This window comes from Pedobacter aquatilis, assembly GCF_030409415.1.
In the GTDB taxonomy this organism is placed as follows: Bacteria; Bacteroidota; Bacteroidia; order Sphingobacteriales; family Sphingobacteriaceae; genus Pedobacter; species Pedobacter aquatilis.
Genome location: NZ_JAUFPW010000001.1, coordinates 1 through 17,099, shown reverse-complemented (window position 1 = coordinate 17,099; position 17,099 = coordinate 1). Strand labels below are relative to the sequence as shown.

Sequence of the window (17,099 nt, the reverse complement as noted above, 5' to 3'; positions counted from 1 at the left end):
CATCAATGAAATCCAATAATAAATTGTTCGAGTCTGCCATGGTGCAGACCGCACTGAAACAATCATTTATAAAACTTGATCCTAGGGTAATGGTTCGTAATCCGGTGATGTTCACCGTGGAAATCGGAACATTGGTGATGGCTTATGTAACCATTTACTCGATGAGTAATCCCGGACAAGGTTCAGCATTATACAATTTCTTCATCTTCCTTATTTTATTGCTTACCGTGCTGTTTGCCAACTTTGCCGAAGCCATAGCAGAAGCAAGAGGCAAAGCTCAGGCCGATAGCTTACGTAAAACCAGAGAAGAAACGCCTGCGAAATTATTGTTGCCAAATGGCTCATTTGAAATTCGTTCATCAAACCAACTTCAAAAAGGTGACATTTTCATTTGTGAAGCAGGAGATACAATTCCAACTGATGGAGAAATTATCGAAGGTATTGCTACCATCGATGAATCGGCAATCACCGGAGAATCTGCTCCGGTAATCCGTGAATCTGGAGGGGATAAATCATCAGTAACCGGTGGTACAAAAGTGCTTTCTGATCAAATTAAAGTTCAGGTAAGTACCGCACCGGGCGAAAGTTTTTTAGATAAGATGATTGCTTTGGTGGAGGGTGCATCACGTCAGAAAACACCAAATGAAATTGCATTAACCATTTTGTTAGCCAGTTTTACTTTGGTTTTTATCATCGTTTGTGTAACACTTAAACCATTTGCAGATTATGCCAATACACCAATAACAATCGCGGCTTTAATTTCTTTGTTCGTGTGTTTAATTCCAACTACAATTGGTGGTTTATTATCTGCCATTGGTATTGCCGGAATGGACAGAGCTTTGAGGGCCAACGTGATTACCAAATCAGGTAAAGCGGTTGAAACTGCCGGGGATATAGATGTATTGCTTTTAGATAAAACCGGAACCATCACCATCGGTAACCGTAAAGCCACAAATTTTTATCCAACTGACGGTGTAGATGCCAAAACCTTTACCAACGCTTGCATTTTAAGCTCATTGGCTGACGAAACACCTGAAGGTAAATCTATTCTGGAACTCGCTGTAGAGAAAGGTTATCAGGTCTCAGGAACCCCTGAAGGCTCTACTTTTATCAAATTTACAGCCGAAACCCGTTCGAGTGGTTTGGATACCGAAGAAGGTAAACGCATTCGTAAAGGTGCATTTGATTCGATCCGCCAGATGGTAGAGAAAGCCGGTAATATTTTTCCCAGCGATATTGAAAACCATGTAAAAACCATTGCTACGAATGGAGGAACACCGTTGGTTGTTGCTGAAAATGAAAAAGCATTAGGTGTAATTGAATTACAGGATATTATTAAACCAGGTATAAGTGAACGTTTTGAGCGTTTACGCAAAATGGGCGTTAAAACGGTGATGGTAACTGGAGACAATCCACTTACTGCTAAATACATTGCCGAAAAAGCAGGGGTAGATGACTTTATCGCTGAGGCAAAACCTGAAGATAAAATGAACTACATTAAGGATGAACAAGCTTTAGGTAAGCTGGTGGCAATGATGGGTGATGGAACCAATGATGCCCCTGCACTTGCGCAAGCCGACGTTGGTGTAGCCATGAATAGTGGTACTCAGGCCGCAAAAGAAGCCGGTAATATGGTGGATTTGGATAACGATCCAACCAAACTGATTGAGATTGTAGAAATAGGCAAACAGTTGCTTATTACTCGTGGTACACTTACTACATTTTCTATTGCAAATGATGTGGCTAAATACTTCGCCATTGTTCCGGCCTTGTTTATTGCCTCCATTCCAGCACTACAGAGTTTGAACATCATGGGGCTTCATACTCCTGAATCGGCTATCCTTTCTGCAGTGATTTTTAATGCCATAATTATTCCTATACTAATTCCATTGGCTTTAAAAGGGGTAGCATATAAACCAATTGGTGCTACAGCCTTACTTCGTAGAAACCTGTTTATTTATGGAATCGGCGGTGTTGTAGCTCCATTTATCGGCATTAAAATAATTGATTTATTAGTTGGCCTTTTTGTTTAGGCTTTAAAAAATATAAAAATGAAAAAGTACATCATTCAATCGATCCGCTTAACAGTTGTGTTACTGGTTTTGTTATGCGTTGTTTATCCAATCAGCGTAGCCTTTATCGGTAAGTTTTCTAAAGGAAACGGAGGTGGAGAAAAAATTACCAAAGATGGTAAAACCGTTGGTTATGCATTGCTTGGTCAATCATTTACCAAGCCCGAATATTTTTGGGGACGTCCATCGGCGGCAGGTTATAATGCCGCAGGTTCTGCAGGTTCAAATAAAGGTGCATCCAATCCGGATTATTTAAAAGATGTTCAATCAAGAATAGACACACTTTTAAAATATAATCCGGGAGTTAAAGTATCTGATATTCCTGCAGATATGGTTACCGCTTCTGGAAGTGGTTTAGATCCCAATATCTCTGAGCAGGGCGCATCCATTCAAATTGCCAGGGTGGCAAAAGCCAGAAAAATAGACGAGAGAAAGGTAAAAGAATTGGTAGCCATGAATACCCTTAAGCCTTTAATGGGCATTTTTGGTCCATCATCAGTAAACGTTCTAAAATTGAACCTTGCTTTAGACGAGCTTTAAAACTAATGCCACAGCCTGCCCGCTTTGTAACCTGCGTTTGCCAAAACAATGGAGCGGGTAGGTGAATGGAAACTTAAAAATCAAATTCCCGATAATTAACACTACAGCGATGGAGCGCAAAAATTACGCCCGGCGCTTACAGGGCTTTGCCCTACAAATAAAATTAACATGAAAAAAACTTTATTACTTGCCGCCACTTTAACAACTGCATTTTTTGCAAAAGCGCAGGATGAACCAAAAATCAAGGTTTCAGGATATTTGGAAACCTATTATGGATACGATTTTAACAAACCTGTAGATCATAATCGCCCTGGATATATCTATTCTCACAACAGGGCTAATGAAGTGAACTTAAATCTCGGCTTTATCAAAGCCGCCTATGATAGTGGAAATATCAGGGCAAATATAGCGGTGATGGCCGGAACTTATGCAAATGCAAATCTTTCTGCAGAACCTGGTGTATTGAAAAACGTTTTTGAAGCAAATGCAGGCGTTAAATTATCTAAATCAGAAAATTTATGGATTGATGCTGGTATTTTTTCTTCGCACATTGGCTTTGAAAGTGCTATTTCCAAAGACTGCTGGGTATTAACCAGAAATATTTCTTCAGAAAATACACCTTACTATGAGTCAGGGGCAAAAATTACCTATGGCACTAAAGACGGAAAATTTACAGCAGTTGCTTTATACTTAAATGGTTGGCAGCGCATCAACAGGCAAAATGGAAACAATCAGCCTGCTGGAGGTTTACAATTAAGTTGGAAACCAACAGATAAAATTACAGTAAACTATAGCAATTTTCTTGGTACCGATGGTGCAGATTCAGTACGCGTAAACCGCTTTTATAACAATGTTTATGGCATCTTTCAGTTGACAGATAAATTCGGAATCACGTTAGGTTTTGACTATGGTACACAGCAAAAAGCAAAGGGAAGTGATGATAAAAATGAAGTGATTTCACCAGTAGCCATCGTGCAATATAAATTTGCACCCAAATGGGCGGTTGCCGGAAGATTTGAATACTATGCAGACAAAAACGGAGTATTCATTTCAACAGGCACACCAAATGGGTTTAAAACCAAAGGCTATTCCTTAAACCTTGACTATGCTCCTATTTCAAATGCGGTGATTCGTTTGGAAGGAAAGGCTTATGATAGCAAGGATAAAATTTTTATACGCGATGCGGCAGCAGTTAATGCTAATGCCAGTTTGACTGCAAGTATTGCCGTTTCATTTTAGCGCTCATCTACCGGGCCCGGGAAATGAATCCCGGGCTTAAAACATTACAGGTCATGCATCCTTACATCGAAATTGTTTTCTGCGTAACTTTAATTAGCTTCGGCATCATGTTGTTGCAGAAGTTTGCCCTAATCAAATCTGGAAAAAAACACAACCTATATCATACTTACACCGCGAGGAAATATGGTGCCCTTGCTTTACGGAAAGTGTATATTCGGCTGGCGTTGACGTTATTTGTGCTCGGGCTGGTGATTACAAGTTTGATTTTGATTGAAAAAGGTATCATGAGTGTTGTCTGGAATTATTAGCAGCAAAATGGAAGAGGAACAAAAAGAAGCATCTGTAAAACATTTCCTTGATCTGGTTAAGAAATCCAGAAGGGGTAAGTTGAAAATTTATATCGGTATGAGTGCAGGCGTGGGTAAAACCTACAGGATGCTTCAAGAAGCACATGCGCTGCTCAGAAAGGGTGTTGACATTTGTATAGGTTATGTAGAAACCCATATGCGGGTGGAAACCCATATGTTGCTCGAAGGTGTTCCGATAATTGAAAGGAAAAGGATATTTTACCGTGGTAAAGAGGTAGAGGAAATGGACCTGAAAGCCATTTTAAACCGGCATCCCGAAATTGTTATCGTTGACGAACTTGCCCATACCAATGCAGAGGGCAGTAAGAATGCCAAACGCTGGCAGGATGTTTTTGATTTGCTAGAGGCTGGGATAAGTGTGATTTCTGCGGTAAATATTCAACATCTCGAAAGTATTAATGAAGAAGTAGAGCAGATTACGGGCATATCGGTAACGGAGAGAATTCCGGATAAAATCCTGCAACTTGCCGATGAAATTGTGAACATCGATCTTACCGCCGATGAACTGGTTACCCGGTTGAAAGAAGGCAAGATTTATGATAAAAGTAAAATTGAACGGGCTTTAGGCAACTTTTTTCAGTCTGATAAAATTCTTCAACTAAGGGAACTGGCGTTGAAAGAAGTGGCTCATCAGGTAGAACGTAAAATTCAAACCGAAATACCCAAATCTATTAAATTACGGCCAGAAAAATTTCTAGCCTGTATCTCCTCCAATGTGGAAACCGCAGGTGTGGTGATCCGTAAAACTGCTCGTCTGGCTTCCTATTACCGTTCGCCTTGGATTGTGCTTTATGTACAGAGTGATAGTGAAAGCATGGAACGTATCAAGCTCGATAAGCAGCGACATCTCATCAATCATTTTAAACTGGCAACAGAGCTTGGTGCTGAAGTCATTAAAATCAAGAGTAATCAAATTACCCAAACCATTATGGATGCGGCTTCGAACAAGGAAGTAACCACCATTTGTATCGGAAAACCCCATTTGAATATTTTTCAGGTAATCCTTCGAACGGCGGTATTTAACGGGTTGCTCAAGAACCTCGCCTCCAAAGATATCGATCTGGTTATTCTCTCTTAATCTATAAATAATAAAAGGCATCATGAAAATCAAAACAAAACTTCGCCTTGGCTTCGGATTTCTATTTCTGATTGTTTTATCGTTCGGACTTCTCGCCCTGTTTTTCCTCAATGAACTTTCTGATAAATCAAAGGTTATCTTGAAAAATAACTATGCAACATTGAAATACATTTCCGCCATGCGAGGTGTATTGGATAAAAATATTTTCCCACTCTCTGAACAGGATAAAAAGGTATTTGAGATTAACTTAAAACTCGAACAAAAAAACATTACTGAACCCGGCGAAGCAGATGGTGTTTCACAACTTTCGAAAAGCTATATCCAGCTCAATGGCAGCAAACTTGAAGCCCAACGTTTAATTCATTTGAAAGAACTGCGGTTTGCCTTGCAAAAAATAGAAGACCTGAATATGCTGGCCATTTACAACAAAAATGAACGTGCAAATGAAACTTCAGGTAGAGCAAACATTTATATTGCCTTATCTGCGACCATTTGCTTTCTGATTCTGTTTACCTTCATTGTAAATTTCCCTGGTTTTGTAGCCAATCCCTTAGCTGAATTTAGCGCCGCCATAAGGCAAATTGCCAATAAAAACTATAAGCAGAGGCTTAATTTTAACAATAATGATGAGTTTACCGAACTTGCTTCGTCCTTTAACAGTATGGCCGCCAAGTTAAATGAATGGGAAAACAGCAACCTATCTAAATTAAAGAGTGAGAAGCTCCGAATTGAAGCTATTATTGCGCAGATGCAGGATGCGATCATCGGTCTGAATGAGAAAGGGGAGGTGCTGTTTTTGAACAATATTGCCAGCAGGCTTATCAATCTGGACGAAAAAAACACGGTAGGACAAAATGCCTCAGAACTAATCAAAAAAAATGAACTCCTGAAACATATACTCAGTAGTAAGCAGGAAGATAAACCACTGAAAATCTATGCTGATGACAAGGAATCTTACTTTCAGCTGGAAAGCAGGGAAATTATCATCCCAAATTTTGAGGCAAAAAATGACCAGGCTTTAATTGAAGCTTCCAAATCTGCGGGTAGTGTTTATGTTTTGAAAAACATTACCAAATTTAAAGAACTCGATGAAGCAAAAACGAACTTCATTGCAACGGTTTCACACGAGCTGAAAACACCGCTTTCCTCAATCAAGATGAGCCTGAAGCTGCTCAATGATGATCGTGTTGGAAAGGTTAATGCTGAGCAAAAGGAGTTGCTGGAACATATCCAGGAGGATTCTGATAGGTTACTCAAAATTACAAGTGAGCTTTTGGATCTTTCGCAGGCCGAGACAGGCAACCTGAAATTGAGCTTTGCCCTTACAAGACCTGTAGACATCGTCAATTATGCGGTGGATGCGGTAAAATTTCAGGCGGAACAGAAAAATATTCGTTTAGATGTTAATTGTGGGGATACCTTGCCCGATGTTAATGCCGATATTCAGAAAACGGCATGGGTGCTTGTCAACTTTCTTTCCAATGCCCTGCGCTATAGTGCTGAAAAATCAACTGTAATACTCGAGGTAATGCAGGTTGGTCAACTGATTCAGTTCTCGGTAAGGGATTTCGGTAAGGGGATTGATGAGAAATACCAGAAAAGACTTTTCGACAGATACTTTCAGGTACCAACTGATGGGCAAAATAAATCTGGCTCGGGATTGGGACTTGCCATTTCCAAAGATTTCATAGAGGCAGAAAAAGGTAGTATTTGGGTGGAGAGCGCCATTGGAGAAGGCAGCAAATTCTTGTTTAACCTGCCGATTGCTTAATGTGGGTATCTAGTATAGAAAGAATCTTCATTCAAGAGATAGCTCAATGGTAATCTCTTTTTTATTACCCATAAAACGATGGAAGAAAAAAAGAACCATCAAAATAGATTTTAATGGTTCTTTTAATTTTATAATTTAGTAATAAATAGTCAACTTTTTCAAGGACTATACAAAGTAGCCGTTACTGGACAAATCTCGAACTTTTTCTTGTCTGATTTGCAAGAACTGGCGAAAGTTGCTATTTATCTAAGATGTTAACTTTGATGATAATATTTGCAGATTAAACATTGAGGATATAACTTGTGCTTCTCCCACCAGCAGTTTCTTTTAATAAAAGCCCTTTTTCTACTAATGCAGCAATATCTCTTCCAGCAGTATCTTGAGAACATTTGGTGATTTTCGCCCATTTTGAGGAGTTAAGCTTCCCATCAAAGCCGTCTAAAAGCTTATTAAGCATCAGCCTTTGTCGGTCATTAAGATTGTTGGTTGCTGCATTTTCCCAGTATTTTGCCTTTTGCATCACTCTAGCTAATGTCTTATCCGTGTTGGATAATGCTCGATCATAGCAGATAAGAAACCATTCTAACCATTCAGTAATATCAAGATTACCTTTTTGAGTTTGCTCAAGCATGCTATAATAAGTGTTTCGTTCAACACTTATTTGAGCAGACATACTGTAGAAACGTTGATTGCTTTCATCTGCCCTGCAAAGTTGCATGTCAGTAATAGCCCTTGCAATACGTCCATTGCCATCATCAAATGGGTGGATGGTCACAAACCATAAATGAGCTATTCCTGCTTTTAAAACCGGATCAATATTATCGACAGCATTAAACCATATTAGAAAATGCTTCATTTCTTTTTCCAGCAATTCGGCATCGGGTGCCTGATAGTGCACTGTTTCCCGTCCCATGGCACCGGAAATTACCTGCATCGGATCATCTTTGGAATTATTCCGCCAATTACCTACTTCAATTTTATACATACCGCTTCTACCTATTGGAAAAAGTGCTGCATGCCATCCAAATAATCGCTCGTCACTTAAATCTGAGTTATAGCGTTGAGTGGCGTCTAACATCATTTCAACTACACCATCAACATTTCTGTCTGAAGGAACAAGTCCCGCGGCTTCTATTCCTAAGCTTCTTGCAATAGATGAGCGTACTTGGTCTGGGTTAAGTATTTCCCCTTCGATTTCACTCGATTTCAGAACATCCTGTGTAAGTATTTGTAAGGTAGCTTCCTCTTTTAAACTGAAACCGAGCCCCTCCATTTTACCTAATAGCCGACCCTGCTTATGCCGAACCGACGTAAGTAATTTCGATAGCGCTCTATCATTCCATGTGAAGTTAGGCCAGGTCTTATATTGATGAATGTACATAATATTCTCCGCACTATATGCGGTAAATATAAGATCTTTTCTCCGCATAATCAAGTGTAATCTAACGATAATGTGCGGAGATTAATGGGGTTAATCTCCGCAAACCTGTGCTTTGGCGTATTCCGAAAGGTCTTTCAAAGTAGAGATTATTCAAAAAAGTGATCTCTGTTTTTTACCCATAATGGCCGTTTTTAAGTTTATGACATTAGGGGTTGGGGTGATTATCTTTCGCACCCAATTGAAAACTAAACGTACATCTTTAGTTAAAACATTCAAGTACCCAGCACTTCATGCTCATTTCCTAACCATTACCCATCCAATGCCTATCCCAGTGCTACAGCAGGATACTTGCCTCAATCTTTATTCGCTTGGGATAAAGGGTGGGAGGAGGAGGATAGGCGTATGATGCGGATGGGCTCGCTTTTGTTTCGTTAGCTATTCGCAATTAAATCGAGAATGAATCGCATATGGTTTGCCCCTTGTTCAGGTTGGCTAATCCAATTCGTTACCTCCGCTTAACCCTTTCTTAACCTTTTAACTAATTATAGGTAGGCCAAATATCTGGGCTAACGTAGGTCTGGTGCGAAGGGTTACCGAAGCAGGCCTAAAGCAGTGTAAAAGCAAGAGACTAGCAAGCATAGTGGATAAACCAGAATAGAATGACCCCTTTGTACCAATTTTTTATGGTTTATAAGTTTATTGATTAATAGTGAGTTATAAGAAAAATATTTTTGACGAGAGGGGCTCAACCGACAGCGGTTTATTCATCTTCAGCAGTCAGTTCAGTGTTTAATGAATCTAGGTTTTCTTTCAAACGGTCAAATTTTGTTGTTCCGGGAATGGGTACAATCCAAGGTTTTTGGGCAAGCAGCCAAGCCAGTGCAATCTGGGCTGACGATGCATTTTTTTGTAGCGCTATTTGATGAAGCAATTCCACCATTGACTGGTTTGCTTTTCTGTTTTCCTTCTGAAAACGAGGCAGTGTGTTACGGAAATCTGATTTGTCAAATTGGGTAGTCTCATCAATTTTACCGGTCAGAAATCCTTTACCCAAAGGACTGAATGGCACAAAGCCGATGCCCAATTCTTCCAGAGTCGGAATAATTTCCAGTTCCGGTTTTCTGTGCCATAGTGAGTACTCGCTCTGCAGTGCTGCAACAGGCTGTACCGCATTTGCTTTGCGAATTGTTTCGGCACCCGCTTCAGACAGGCCAAAGTGTTTTACCTTTCCTTCCTGAATTAACTCCCTAACCGTTCCGGCCACATCTTCTATAGGCACATTCAAGTCTACCCGATGCTGATAATACAAATCAATAACATCGGTCTTTAGCCTTTTTAAACTTTGTTCTGCCACTTTCCTAATGTTTTCAGGACGACTATCTAGTTCAGTCCATTTTCCGTCTGCCGCCGCCCTGAAACCAAATTTTGTAGCAATAACTACCTCATTTCTAAAAGGCTCCAGCGCTTCGCCAACCAATTCTTCATTGGTATAAGGGCCATAGATTTCGGCAGTATCAAAAAAAGTAACTCCTTTTTCAAAGGCTTGTTGGATTAACTTTATCATTTCCCTTTTATCGGGGATTGGGGTATAGCCGTGGCTCATCCCCATACAGCCTAATCCAAGTGCTGATACTTCAAGACCGCCGGTTCCTAATTTTCTTTGTTGCATCTTAAAATTTTGTTTTGTAAGACTAGTATGCTAAAAATTGACCAATTTAAAGCTCCTGCGCTGTCGGGCGGAAAATCACTTCGTTGATGTCCATATCCTCCGGCTGACTGATGGCGAAAGCAACTACTCTTGCGAAACTGTCCGGGCTGATGCCTACTTCTCCCACATAGTCTTCATTCGCTTTGCGTACATCGGCATCAGTAATCTGATTCAGCAATTCTGTTTTTACGGCACCAGGACAGACGATGGTTGTACGGATATTGTAAGGTTTTACTTCCATTCTAAGACCTTCCGTTAAGGCACGGACGGCAAATTTGGTAGCAGAATAAACTGCAGAACCGCTAAAAATTTTATGACCAGCTACAGAAGCCGTGTTGATGATTTGCCCGGATTTTTGCGCTTTCATATGAGGAAGTGCAGCGGCAATACCATTGAGAACACCTTTAATGTTAACATCAATCATCGTATTCCATTCTTCAACTTTCAAACTTTCCACCAATGATAATGGCATTACGCCTGCGTTGTTAATGATGACATCTACTCGCCCGAACTTTTGAACAGTGGTGTCAACGAGATTTTTCACCTGCTCTAGGTTAGTTACATCTGCTGTTAAAGCCAAAGCTTTTCCACCATCGTTATTGATTTCCGCTGCTAATTTTTCAATTCTATCTGCTCTTCTTGCCCCTAAAACTACCGTTGCGCCAAGTGCCGACAAATGTTTCGCCGCCGCTTCACCCATTCCGCTGCTTGCTCCTGTAATGATGACTACTTTATTTTTGATATTATTTTCCATTTTTTAGTTTATTTAATTTTTAATCTTATTAACAATTCCTTCCTTTGGACAGTTTTATTTAAAATGTTTATCGAACCAGTCGAGCATCACTTTCGGATTTTGCCCGAAATAGTTGTAGCCCTGGAAACGTTGGTCGGTTCCCTCAATCCAAAAAAGCTTTTTGTCTTTTGCTGAAATGTTGTTATAAATTTCTTCCACATAGTGAAAGGGCATTGAAAAATCAGCTTTTACCTGAGCCACAAGTGTAGGAATATAGTCGGCCTGAGATTTTTCGATTAGGCGGAAATCATCCAATACATAACCTGTTTTCTTTTTAAAAGCAGCGTCAACCTTTTCATACCCATTGGGAATTTTTGCATTGTCCATCGCGGTTTTCACAAAAGTTCGTGGTGGCGAAGGTTGCAATGCTATCATTGCTACAATATTTTTAAATTCTTCCGGGTGTTTGTTCATCGCCACAAAGGTAGAATTGGCGCCTACACAGCGGCTGTACAATGCAACCTGCATATTTTTTGTATCGGGTCTTGACTTGGCATAATTCAGTGAATCAATCACATCGCGATACTCTACAATACCGTGCGCTACAATACCGCCATTGCCTGCACCGCTACGTCCGTGGTTGCGGAAGTCGTAAGCGATAATATTGTAACCTGCATCGTGCAGAATTTTATACTCCGGTAAAAAATTCACTTCAAAACCACCAAACATTTTCCACGGTTCCAAATGTCCGGGAAAACCATAGCGGTTGGCGGGCATCGGGTGATTGCAGATAATGAGTTTTTTTGAATTTTTTGCAGGGATAAACCAGCCTTCAATGGTCACGCCATCGGTTGACGGAAAAAAAATATCTTCATACTCCATCCCATATTGGTCTGGTGTACGCATGATCGGGGTACGAAGAGAATGCGCCATCATTTCTGCCATTCCTTCTATCGCTTCTGCGTTTTTTTGATCTGTTGTTGTATCATTTTGTGCTGAAACATCCATAGAGATAAGGGCAAAGCAAACCGCAATGAATTGTTGAATTATTTTTCTCATACCACTATTTTATTTATTGTTTAAACTTTTATAAACCTCATCCGTTACCGCTTCGGCCCAGTTTACAATTCCTTTTTCAGTATTAGGAACGATGTACAATTGTTGCAAACCCACATCGGCACTTGCCCCATGCCAGTGGCGAACATTTGGCGGACATTTGACCACGCTTCCTTTTTTAATTATTTCAATGGGTTGACCTTCGATCTGATGATAACCTACGCCATCGGTGACAATTAAAATCTGCCCTGCGGGATGACTGTGCCAGTTGCTTCTTGCGCCAGGCTCAAAATATACGTTTCCAACGGCTGTAGTATATGTACTGTCTGCATCCACCAGACCAATATTATAAGCATTTCCGGTAAATGTTTCGCTTGGTCCCTTTTTTCCTTTTGGAAAAATTTCGTTCAACTTACTTTTGTTTGTTTTCATTTTTTCCTGGTTTTTATTGTTGTTGCACGCTGTTGCCAATACACAAAATATTAACGGCAAAAACATTTTTAAACGATTTCTCATCACGATTAAGATTTAATTGTTTTCAAACTTTACCACTATCTCCCCTGTACCCAAAGCGGCAGCAAGGCCGGTAGGATCATCAACATAGCCCAATTTGGTATAGCTGTATGAGGTATAGAAGCTTTTATAAAAGAGCACCAGCGTATTGTTTCCGTACAAGTTCAGCTCACCTGCTTTGATCGCACCTCCAACCGACGCATTTGTAGGCAAGTTACCAGGCAGATCGAAATACTTTTCGTTACTATTTAGCTCTGTCATTTTAAGCGTAATCGGAAACTTTGCCCTGAAAGCGTTCGCACTTGGATTATCGTATAACGTAGCGAAAAAAACAGCAGTGCCGATGGTAATTTTCATTTTTGTTGTTGAGGGGGTCGAACTATCGTTGTTTTGCGTTGGCAATGAATCCTTACCCTTGACGCAACTTGCAGTGCAAAAGGTAAAAGCAAAAATGATGGCGGCAACCGTTGATATAATTTTCATAAAGCTCGATGTCGGAAATTAAAATGATGATGCATCAATCACATAGCGGTATCTAGCTTCCTTGTTGACCACTTTATCCCAGGCATTGTTTATTTCCGACGCTTTAATAATTTCTATCTGCGGATAGATTTTATTGTCTGCACAATAATCCATTACTTCCTGGGTTTCGGGAATCCCGCCAATCAGCGAGCCGTTAAAGTTTACCCGGTTAAAGATCATATTGAAATTATTGATGGTCAGCTCGCCGTTTACGGGCTGCCCCACCTGAGTGAAGTAGCCGTACTTTTTTACACAATCGATGTACGGAGACATTTCGTAGGCATAAGGAACGGTGGAAATCATAAAGTCGAGTTTGCCTTTGTACGGTTTTAAATCTTCCGCCGATTTTAATACGACAACTTCCTTCGCACCAAAACTTTTAATATCACCTACCTTTGAAGGTGAAGTGGTAAAGGCATACACTTCTGCACCCTTTGAAACGGCCAGTTTCACCGCCATATGGCCCAAACCACCAATACCTATCACACCAATCTTATCGCCTTTTTTAAATTTCACCCTCATCATTGGTGAGTAAGTGGTGATACCTGCACATAGCAATGGAGCAGCAAATTTCAGCTCAATGGTATTCGGAATTTTAATGGCAAAATGTTCGGTTACTACGATGTTATTTGCATAACCACCTTGAGTGATCCCTGAAGGCGATGATTTTTCGGGACTGCCGTACGTTCCGGTCATTCCTACTTCGCAATGGTGCTCTTCGCCGCCCTTACAGCTATCGCATTGCATGCAGCTGTTCACCATACAGCCTACGCCAGCCTTGTCGCCCAATTTGAACTTGGTTACATTTTTACCTACTGCGGTCACGATCCCGGCAATCTCGTGACCGGGAACTTGTGGATATTTTTGCGGTCCCCAATGCCCCTTTATCGTGTGGATATCGGAATGGCAGATGCCCGAATATTTGATTTCGATCAAGATATCATTATCGCCTACTGCTCTTCTCTCGAAGTTCCAGGGCATTATCTTTCCTGCGACATCTTTCCCTGCATAGCCCCTTGCTTTGATATTATTGCTCAAAATATTGTTATTGTTTTGCGCAAACGCATTTAAAGGTCCTGCCAGCACAAAACCAGCGCCTGCAATTCCGGCCTGTTGAATAAATTTTCTTCTTGAATTATTGTTTCCTCTTGACATAGTTAGTATGATTAGGTTTTGATTTCTCTTATAATTTTCGCGGGAATTCCGCCTACGATAGCATTGTTAGGCACATCTTTGGAAACCACTGCCCCTGCTGCCACCACCGCATTTTCTCCGATGGTCACCCCTTGCAGAATAGTGGCATTTGCACCAATCCAGGCATTTCTTTTGATGTGGATAGGTTTTGGAACCAGGGAATGCCGATCTTCCCTTGAGGTTGGATGTCCTTCGGACAATAGGCTCACCTTCGGAGCGATAAATACATCATCTTCAATGGTAATGCCGCCCAGGTCCAGGAAAACGCAATCAAAGTTGATGAATACGTTCTTACCGATCTTGATGTGTTTTCCGTAATTGATGTGCAAAGGCGTAAACACATTAACGGTTGCATCAATGGCAGAGCCTGTAATTTGACTTAAAAAGCTTCTGATCTCCTGGGGATCAGCTGTGTTATTCATTTGTAGCAGGAGCTTTTTTGTTGCAAAAGAAGCTTCCATCATTTGATAAGCTTGCGGATCATTTGGTGCAAGGATTTCCCCCTTGCGTAACCTCTCGAAAATATCATTTGTGTTCATTCCCATGTTCTTTAAGTACAAAGATAAGGGCATAGTAATACCTTTATGTTACATTTATTTCGCAATTAATATCACATATTACCTATTATTGATTATTTCTTATATTTTTACCTAATATGGCAGCAAATCAAAAAGTTATGCTCTCCAAAGCGGTATCGGGAAGTGAGTTTCCAGAGGATTTCAATTTCCGGTTTCATACACATATTTACTGCCAGAGCGGGAGCATGGAATTCGTATTCAATGGACGGCGATTTCAAAGTAAAAGAGGCGAGTTCATTTTTTGGCTGGCTGGTATGGATGTTTCGGGATTGTCTTTTTCAAAAGGTTTCAAGGCAACTGTTCTGTTTGTCGACAGCGACCTGCTTACCGCAAGTTTACCCAGTGCCACCGCGAGCATCGACAGTATCATCCATTCCAGGGAATATCCAATCCTGCATCCCGACGAAAAGGACAAGGAGAAAATCCTTAAAAATTTTAAGCTGCTCTACGATATGTCCCAGGAAACAGTACATCGGTTTTATGAGGAGGTGCTGAAGCTCCAGATGCAACTTTTCTTGTTGGAAATGTGGCACATTTTCGAAGACGAGCTAGACAGAAGAAAACGAAGTCTGCAAAGCGGAACCCTGTACGAACAGTTTATTCAATTGGTGCAGGAACACTGCATGAGGGAACGCGAAGTACGGTTTTATAGCGATAAGCTGAACATCACGCCCAAGTACCTGAATTACATTTGCAAGGTCAATACCAAAATAACTGCATCTGCATGGATACAACGCAACGCAAAGGAGCGTATCATTATACTGTTGCAGAACAAGAAACTTAATATCTCCGAAATAGCCGATGAAATGAATTTTTCGAGCCGTTCGTTCTTTACCCGCTATGTGAAAAAATTGCTTGGCGTAAACCCAAAGGAATACCGGGAGCGAATATGAGAATCATAGATTATCTTTTTTATACCTCATGGCCAAGATTCACAACAAAAAAGATGCGCTTACGGATAGAAAGATCCTTAAGGAAAACTCGAACAACTCAATTATTCACTCAGCGTATGATAAATAAGCCTTTTTAGACTCAAATTTACTTTGGTGGAGGTTAACTGGTTGGAAAATGTCGAACCGGTAATGGAAGAGGTACAACTAATTGTTTTATAGCGATTTATTGGCATAAAAAAAGGAAACAACAAAAATGTGCTGTTTCCTTATGGTAGAGTCGACAATTCGTAAATCTAACTTCTATACTGATTTCGAAGACACGATTCACAGAGTGGAGGCTTATTACGAAAAGCATGGCGATGATAATTTGCATCCATAGTATTTTTGTGTGATTGTAGACATTTTTGACGTATAGGCACAGGGTTTGCACAAATTTCTATGTCGTCGTTTCCATAGAGTCAATCCGCGGAAGTTCGACCTTATTTGAGCATTGTGAAGCGGTAGTAAATTTCGAATATTCATTAAACAATAGGGTAGGAGGGCAGTATCGAAAAAAGAATCGTAGGTAATTTCGTGGTAATGCAAATATGACTACAAAGCCAATAGGATAGTGCTCTAGCATCCTCCCAACTCATCTCAATAAATTGGCTTTTTAGTGCATAGGCCAGGCAGGAGGTATAGGATTATCTTGGTATAAGTGAGAGTATTTACAAACGTATGGTTAAACAAGGCCGGCTTTTGCCCTTAAAACGTCCTCGCGGTGATAGATTTTATAAAATCCAGCTGGAGGATGAATATAGGGAAAGTATCAGAAAAGGCAGAGTATGAGATTTTCTACCCTATAACCTATTGCAGTCTTATTTTAAAATCGCAATCACCATTATGATTGGGTATGACTTTATTAATTGCGAAGCAAAATATTCGCTTACAATGATATTGAAGATGTAAAAAAAGTACCAGCACATATAAACTGTTTAAAAAGGAGTCGGCACATTTTATTATTTTCAATGGCTTTAGTATTTTCGTTAATCTAAATTACTTATTAATACCAATCAAATTTTTAATCCATGGCTCTCTTTAAAATCAACAATCCCACAACTTACAGGTTCATTTTAATTGCAATTCAAATCATATTTTCAATTATAATTTTACTTTTTGTTTATGCTTTTTTCAATATTATGTATAAGGCTTTTGAAAAGAGGCATGATTATTCCAGTTTTTGTTATAGCTTGTTTGCCGCAAACGCTATTATCTGTAATAACCTTTTTGGCTTTGGAAGATCCCAGATATTTATGGAGCGATTTACTTCCAAAGAACAGAAATCGGTATATTTTTCTGCCGTAATGTTTGGAATTGCAATAGTATACTAGAGATTTTTTCTCGTCAGATATTTTTTTTGAGATGCATTAATTTAGATTCCTTTTGGATGCAAATTATGCGGCTCTTTTTTTGT

At 40.1% G+C, this 17,099-nt stretch carries 14 protein-coding genes; 6 read left to right on the top strand and 8 right to left on the bottom strand.

All coding sequences use genetic code 11. The features are described from left to right. Positions 1–5 precede the first annotated feature (5 nt). The 5 genes from kdpB (at position 6) to QWY86_RS00050 (ending at position 7,068) form a co-directional block, all read left to right on the top strand. The gene (kdpB, locus tag QWY86_RS00070; RefSeq protein WP_290237333.1) at positions 6–2,033 is read left to right on the top strand and encodes a potassium-transporting ATPase subunit KdpB; all 2,028 of its coding nucleotides are present in this window, start codon (positions 6–8) and stop codon (positions 2,031–2,033) included. 18 nt (positions 2,034–2,051) lie between these two features. Next, positions 2,052–2,612 carry a K(+)-transporting ATPase subunit C gene (locus QWY86_RS00065; protein WP_290237331.1) on the top strand — a complete coding sequence of 187 codons (561 nt, stop codon included), beginning with the start codon at positions 2,052–2,054 and terminating at the stop codon, positions 2,610–2,612. A gap of 168 nt (positions 2,613–2,780) precedes the next feature. After that, positions 2,781–3,851: a porin gene (locus QWY86_RS00060; protein ID WP_290237329.1), complete on the top strand. Its 1,071-nt coding sequence runs from the start codon at positions 2,781–2,783 to the stop codon at positions 3,849–3,851. Between the two features lie 315 nt (positions 3,852–4,166). Then, a complete protein-coding gene (locus QWY86_RS00055; protein WP_290237327.1) occupies positions 4,167–5,297 on the top strand; it encodes a sensor protein KdpD in 1,131 nt (376 codons plus the stop codon). A 22-nt stretch (positions 5,298–5,319) separates the two neighbouring features. Continuing rightward, the gene (locus QWY86_RS00050; protein WP_290237324.1) at positions 5,320–7,068 is read left to right on the top strand and encodes a HAMP domain-containing sensor histidine kinase; all 1,749 of its coding nucleotides are present in this window, start codon (positions 5,320–5,322) and stop codon (positions 7,066–7,068) included. Positions 7,069–7,348: 280 nt separating this feature from the next. Here the strand turns inward: QWY86_RS00050 and QWY86_RS00045 are convergent, their stop codons facing one another. From QWY86_RS00045 to QWY86_RS00010, 8 genes are all read right to left on the bottom strand, one after another. Continuing rightward, entirely contained in the window at positions 7,349–8,449 is a 1,101-nt protein-coding gene (locus tag QWY86_RS00045; RefSeq protein ID WP_290237322.1) for a Fic family protein, read from the bottom strand. A 760-nt stretch (positions 8,450–9,209) separates the two neighbouring features. Further along, complete coding sequence (locus QWY86_RS00040) at positions 9,210–10,118, bottom strand: aldo/keto reductase (RefSeq protein ID WP_290237320.1); 909 nt, start codon at positions 10,116–10,118, stop codon at positions 9,210–9,212. A 46-nt stretch (positions 10,119–10,164) separates the two neighbouring features. Next, positions 10,165–10,911 carry an SDR family oxidoreductase gene (locus QWY86_RS00035; RefSeq protein WP_290237318.1) on the bottom strand — a complete coding sequence of 249 codons (747 nt, stop codon included), beginning with the start codon at positions 10,909–10,911 and terminating at the stop codon, positions 10,165–10,167. A gap of 54 nt (positions 10,912–10,965) precedes the next feature. Beyond that, positions 10,966–11,949: an alpha/beta hydrolase family protein gene (locus QWY86_RS00030; protein WP_290237316.1), complete on the bottom strand. Its 984-nt coding sequence runs from the start codon at positions 11,947–11,949 to the stop codon at positions 10,966–10,968. 9 nt (positions 11,950–11,958) lie between these two features. Further along, a complete protein-coding gene (locus QWY86_RS00025) occupies positions 11,959–12,378 on the bottom strand; it encodes a cupin domain-containing protein (protein WP_290237314.1) in 420 nt (139 codons plus the stop codon). A 96-nt stretch (positions 12,379–12,474) separates the two neighbouring features. Then, positions 12,475–12,942: a cyclophilin-like fold protein gene (locus QWY86_RS00020; protein ID WP_290237312.1), complete on the bottom strand. Its 468-nt coding sequence runs from the start codon at positions 12,940–12,942 to the stop codon at positions 12,475–12,477. A gap of 18 nt (positions 12,943–12,960) precedes the next feature. Beyond that, entirely contained in the window at positions 12,961–14,136 is a 1,176-nt protein-coding gene (locus QWY86_RS00015) for an NAD(P)-dependent alcohol dehydrogenase (protein WP_290237311.1), read from the bottom strand. A gap of 11 nt (positions 14,137–14,147) precedes the next feature. Continuing rightward, a complete protein-coding gene (locus tag QWY86_RS00010; protein ID WP_290237309.1) occupies positions 14,148–14,714 on the bottom strand; it encodes a DapH/DapD/GlmU-related protein in 567 nt (188 codons plus the stop codon). Positions 14,715–14,830: 116 nt separating this feature from the next. On the opposite strand from QWY86_RS00010, the gene QWY86_RS00005 reads away from it, so the two are divergent. Beyond that, on the top strand, positions 14,831–15,646 hold the full coding sequence (locus tag QWY86_RS00005; RefSeq protein ID WP_290237307.1) for an AraC family transcriptional regulator: 816 nt from the start codon (positions 14,831–14,833) through the stop codon (positions 15,644–15,646). Positions 15,647–17,099 lie beyond the last annotated feature (1,453 nt).

Coding starts and splice junctions, on each gene's coding strand:
- kdpB (WP_290237333.1), top strand. CDS start 6: ATGAAATCCAATAATAAATTGTTCGAGTCTGCCATGGTGCAGACCGCA.
- QWY86_RS00065 (WP_290237331.1), top strand. CDS start 2,052: ATGAAAAAGTACATCATTCAATCGATCCGCTTAACAGTTGTGTTACTG.
- QWY86_RS00060 (WP_290237329.1), top strand. CDS start 2,781: ATGAAAAAAACTTTATTACTTGCCGCCACTTTAACAACTGCATTTTTT.
- QWY86_RS00055 (WP_290237327.1), top strand. CDS start 4,167: ATGGAAGAGGAACAAAAAGAAGCATCTGTAAAACATTTCCTTGATCTG.
- QWY86_RS00050 (WP_290237324.1), top strand. CDS start 5,320: ATGAAAATCAAAACAAAACTTCGCCTTGGCTTCGGATTTCTATTTCTG.
- QWY86_RS00045 (WP_290237322.1), bottom strand. CDS start 8,449: ATGTACATTCATCAATATAAGACCTGGCCTAACTTCACATGGAATGAT.
- QWY86_RS00040 (WP_290237320.1), bottom strand. CDS start 10,118: ATGCAACAAAGAAAATTAGGAACCGGCGGTCTTGAAGTATCAGCACTT.
- QWY86_RS00035 (WP_290237318.1), bottom strand. CDS start 10,911: ATGGAAAATAATATCAAAAATAAAGTAGTCATCATTACAGGAGCAAGC.
- QWY86_RS00030 (WP_290237316.1), bottom strand. CDS start 11,949: ATGAGAAAAATAATTCAACAATTCATTGCGGTTTGCTTTGCCCTTATC.
- QWY86_RS00025 (WP_290237314.1), bottom strand. CDS start 12,378: ATGAAAACAAACAAAAGTAAGTTGAACGAAATTTTTCCAAAAGGAAAA.
- QWY86_RS00020 (WP_290237312.1), bottom strand. CDS start 12,942: ATGAAAATTATATCAACGGTTGCCGCCATCATTTTTGCTTTTACCTTT.
- QWY86_RS00015 (WP_290237311.1), bottom strand. CDS start 14,136: ATGTCAAGAGGAAACAATAATTCAAGAAGAAAATTTATTCAACAGGCC.
- QWY86_RS00010 (WP_290237309.1), bottom strand. CDS start 14,714: ATGAACACAAATGATATTTTCGAGAGGTTACGCAAGGGGGAAATCCTT.
- QWY86_RS00005 (WP_290237307.1), top strand. CDS start 14,831: ATGGCAGCAAATCAAAAAGTTATGCTCTCCAAAGCGGTATCGGGAAGT.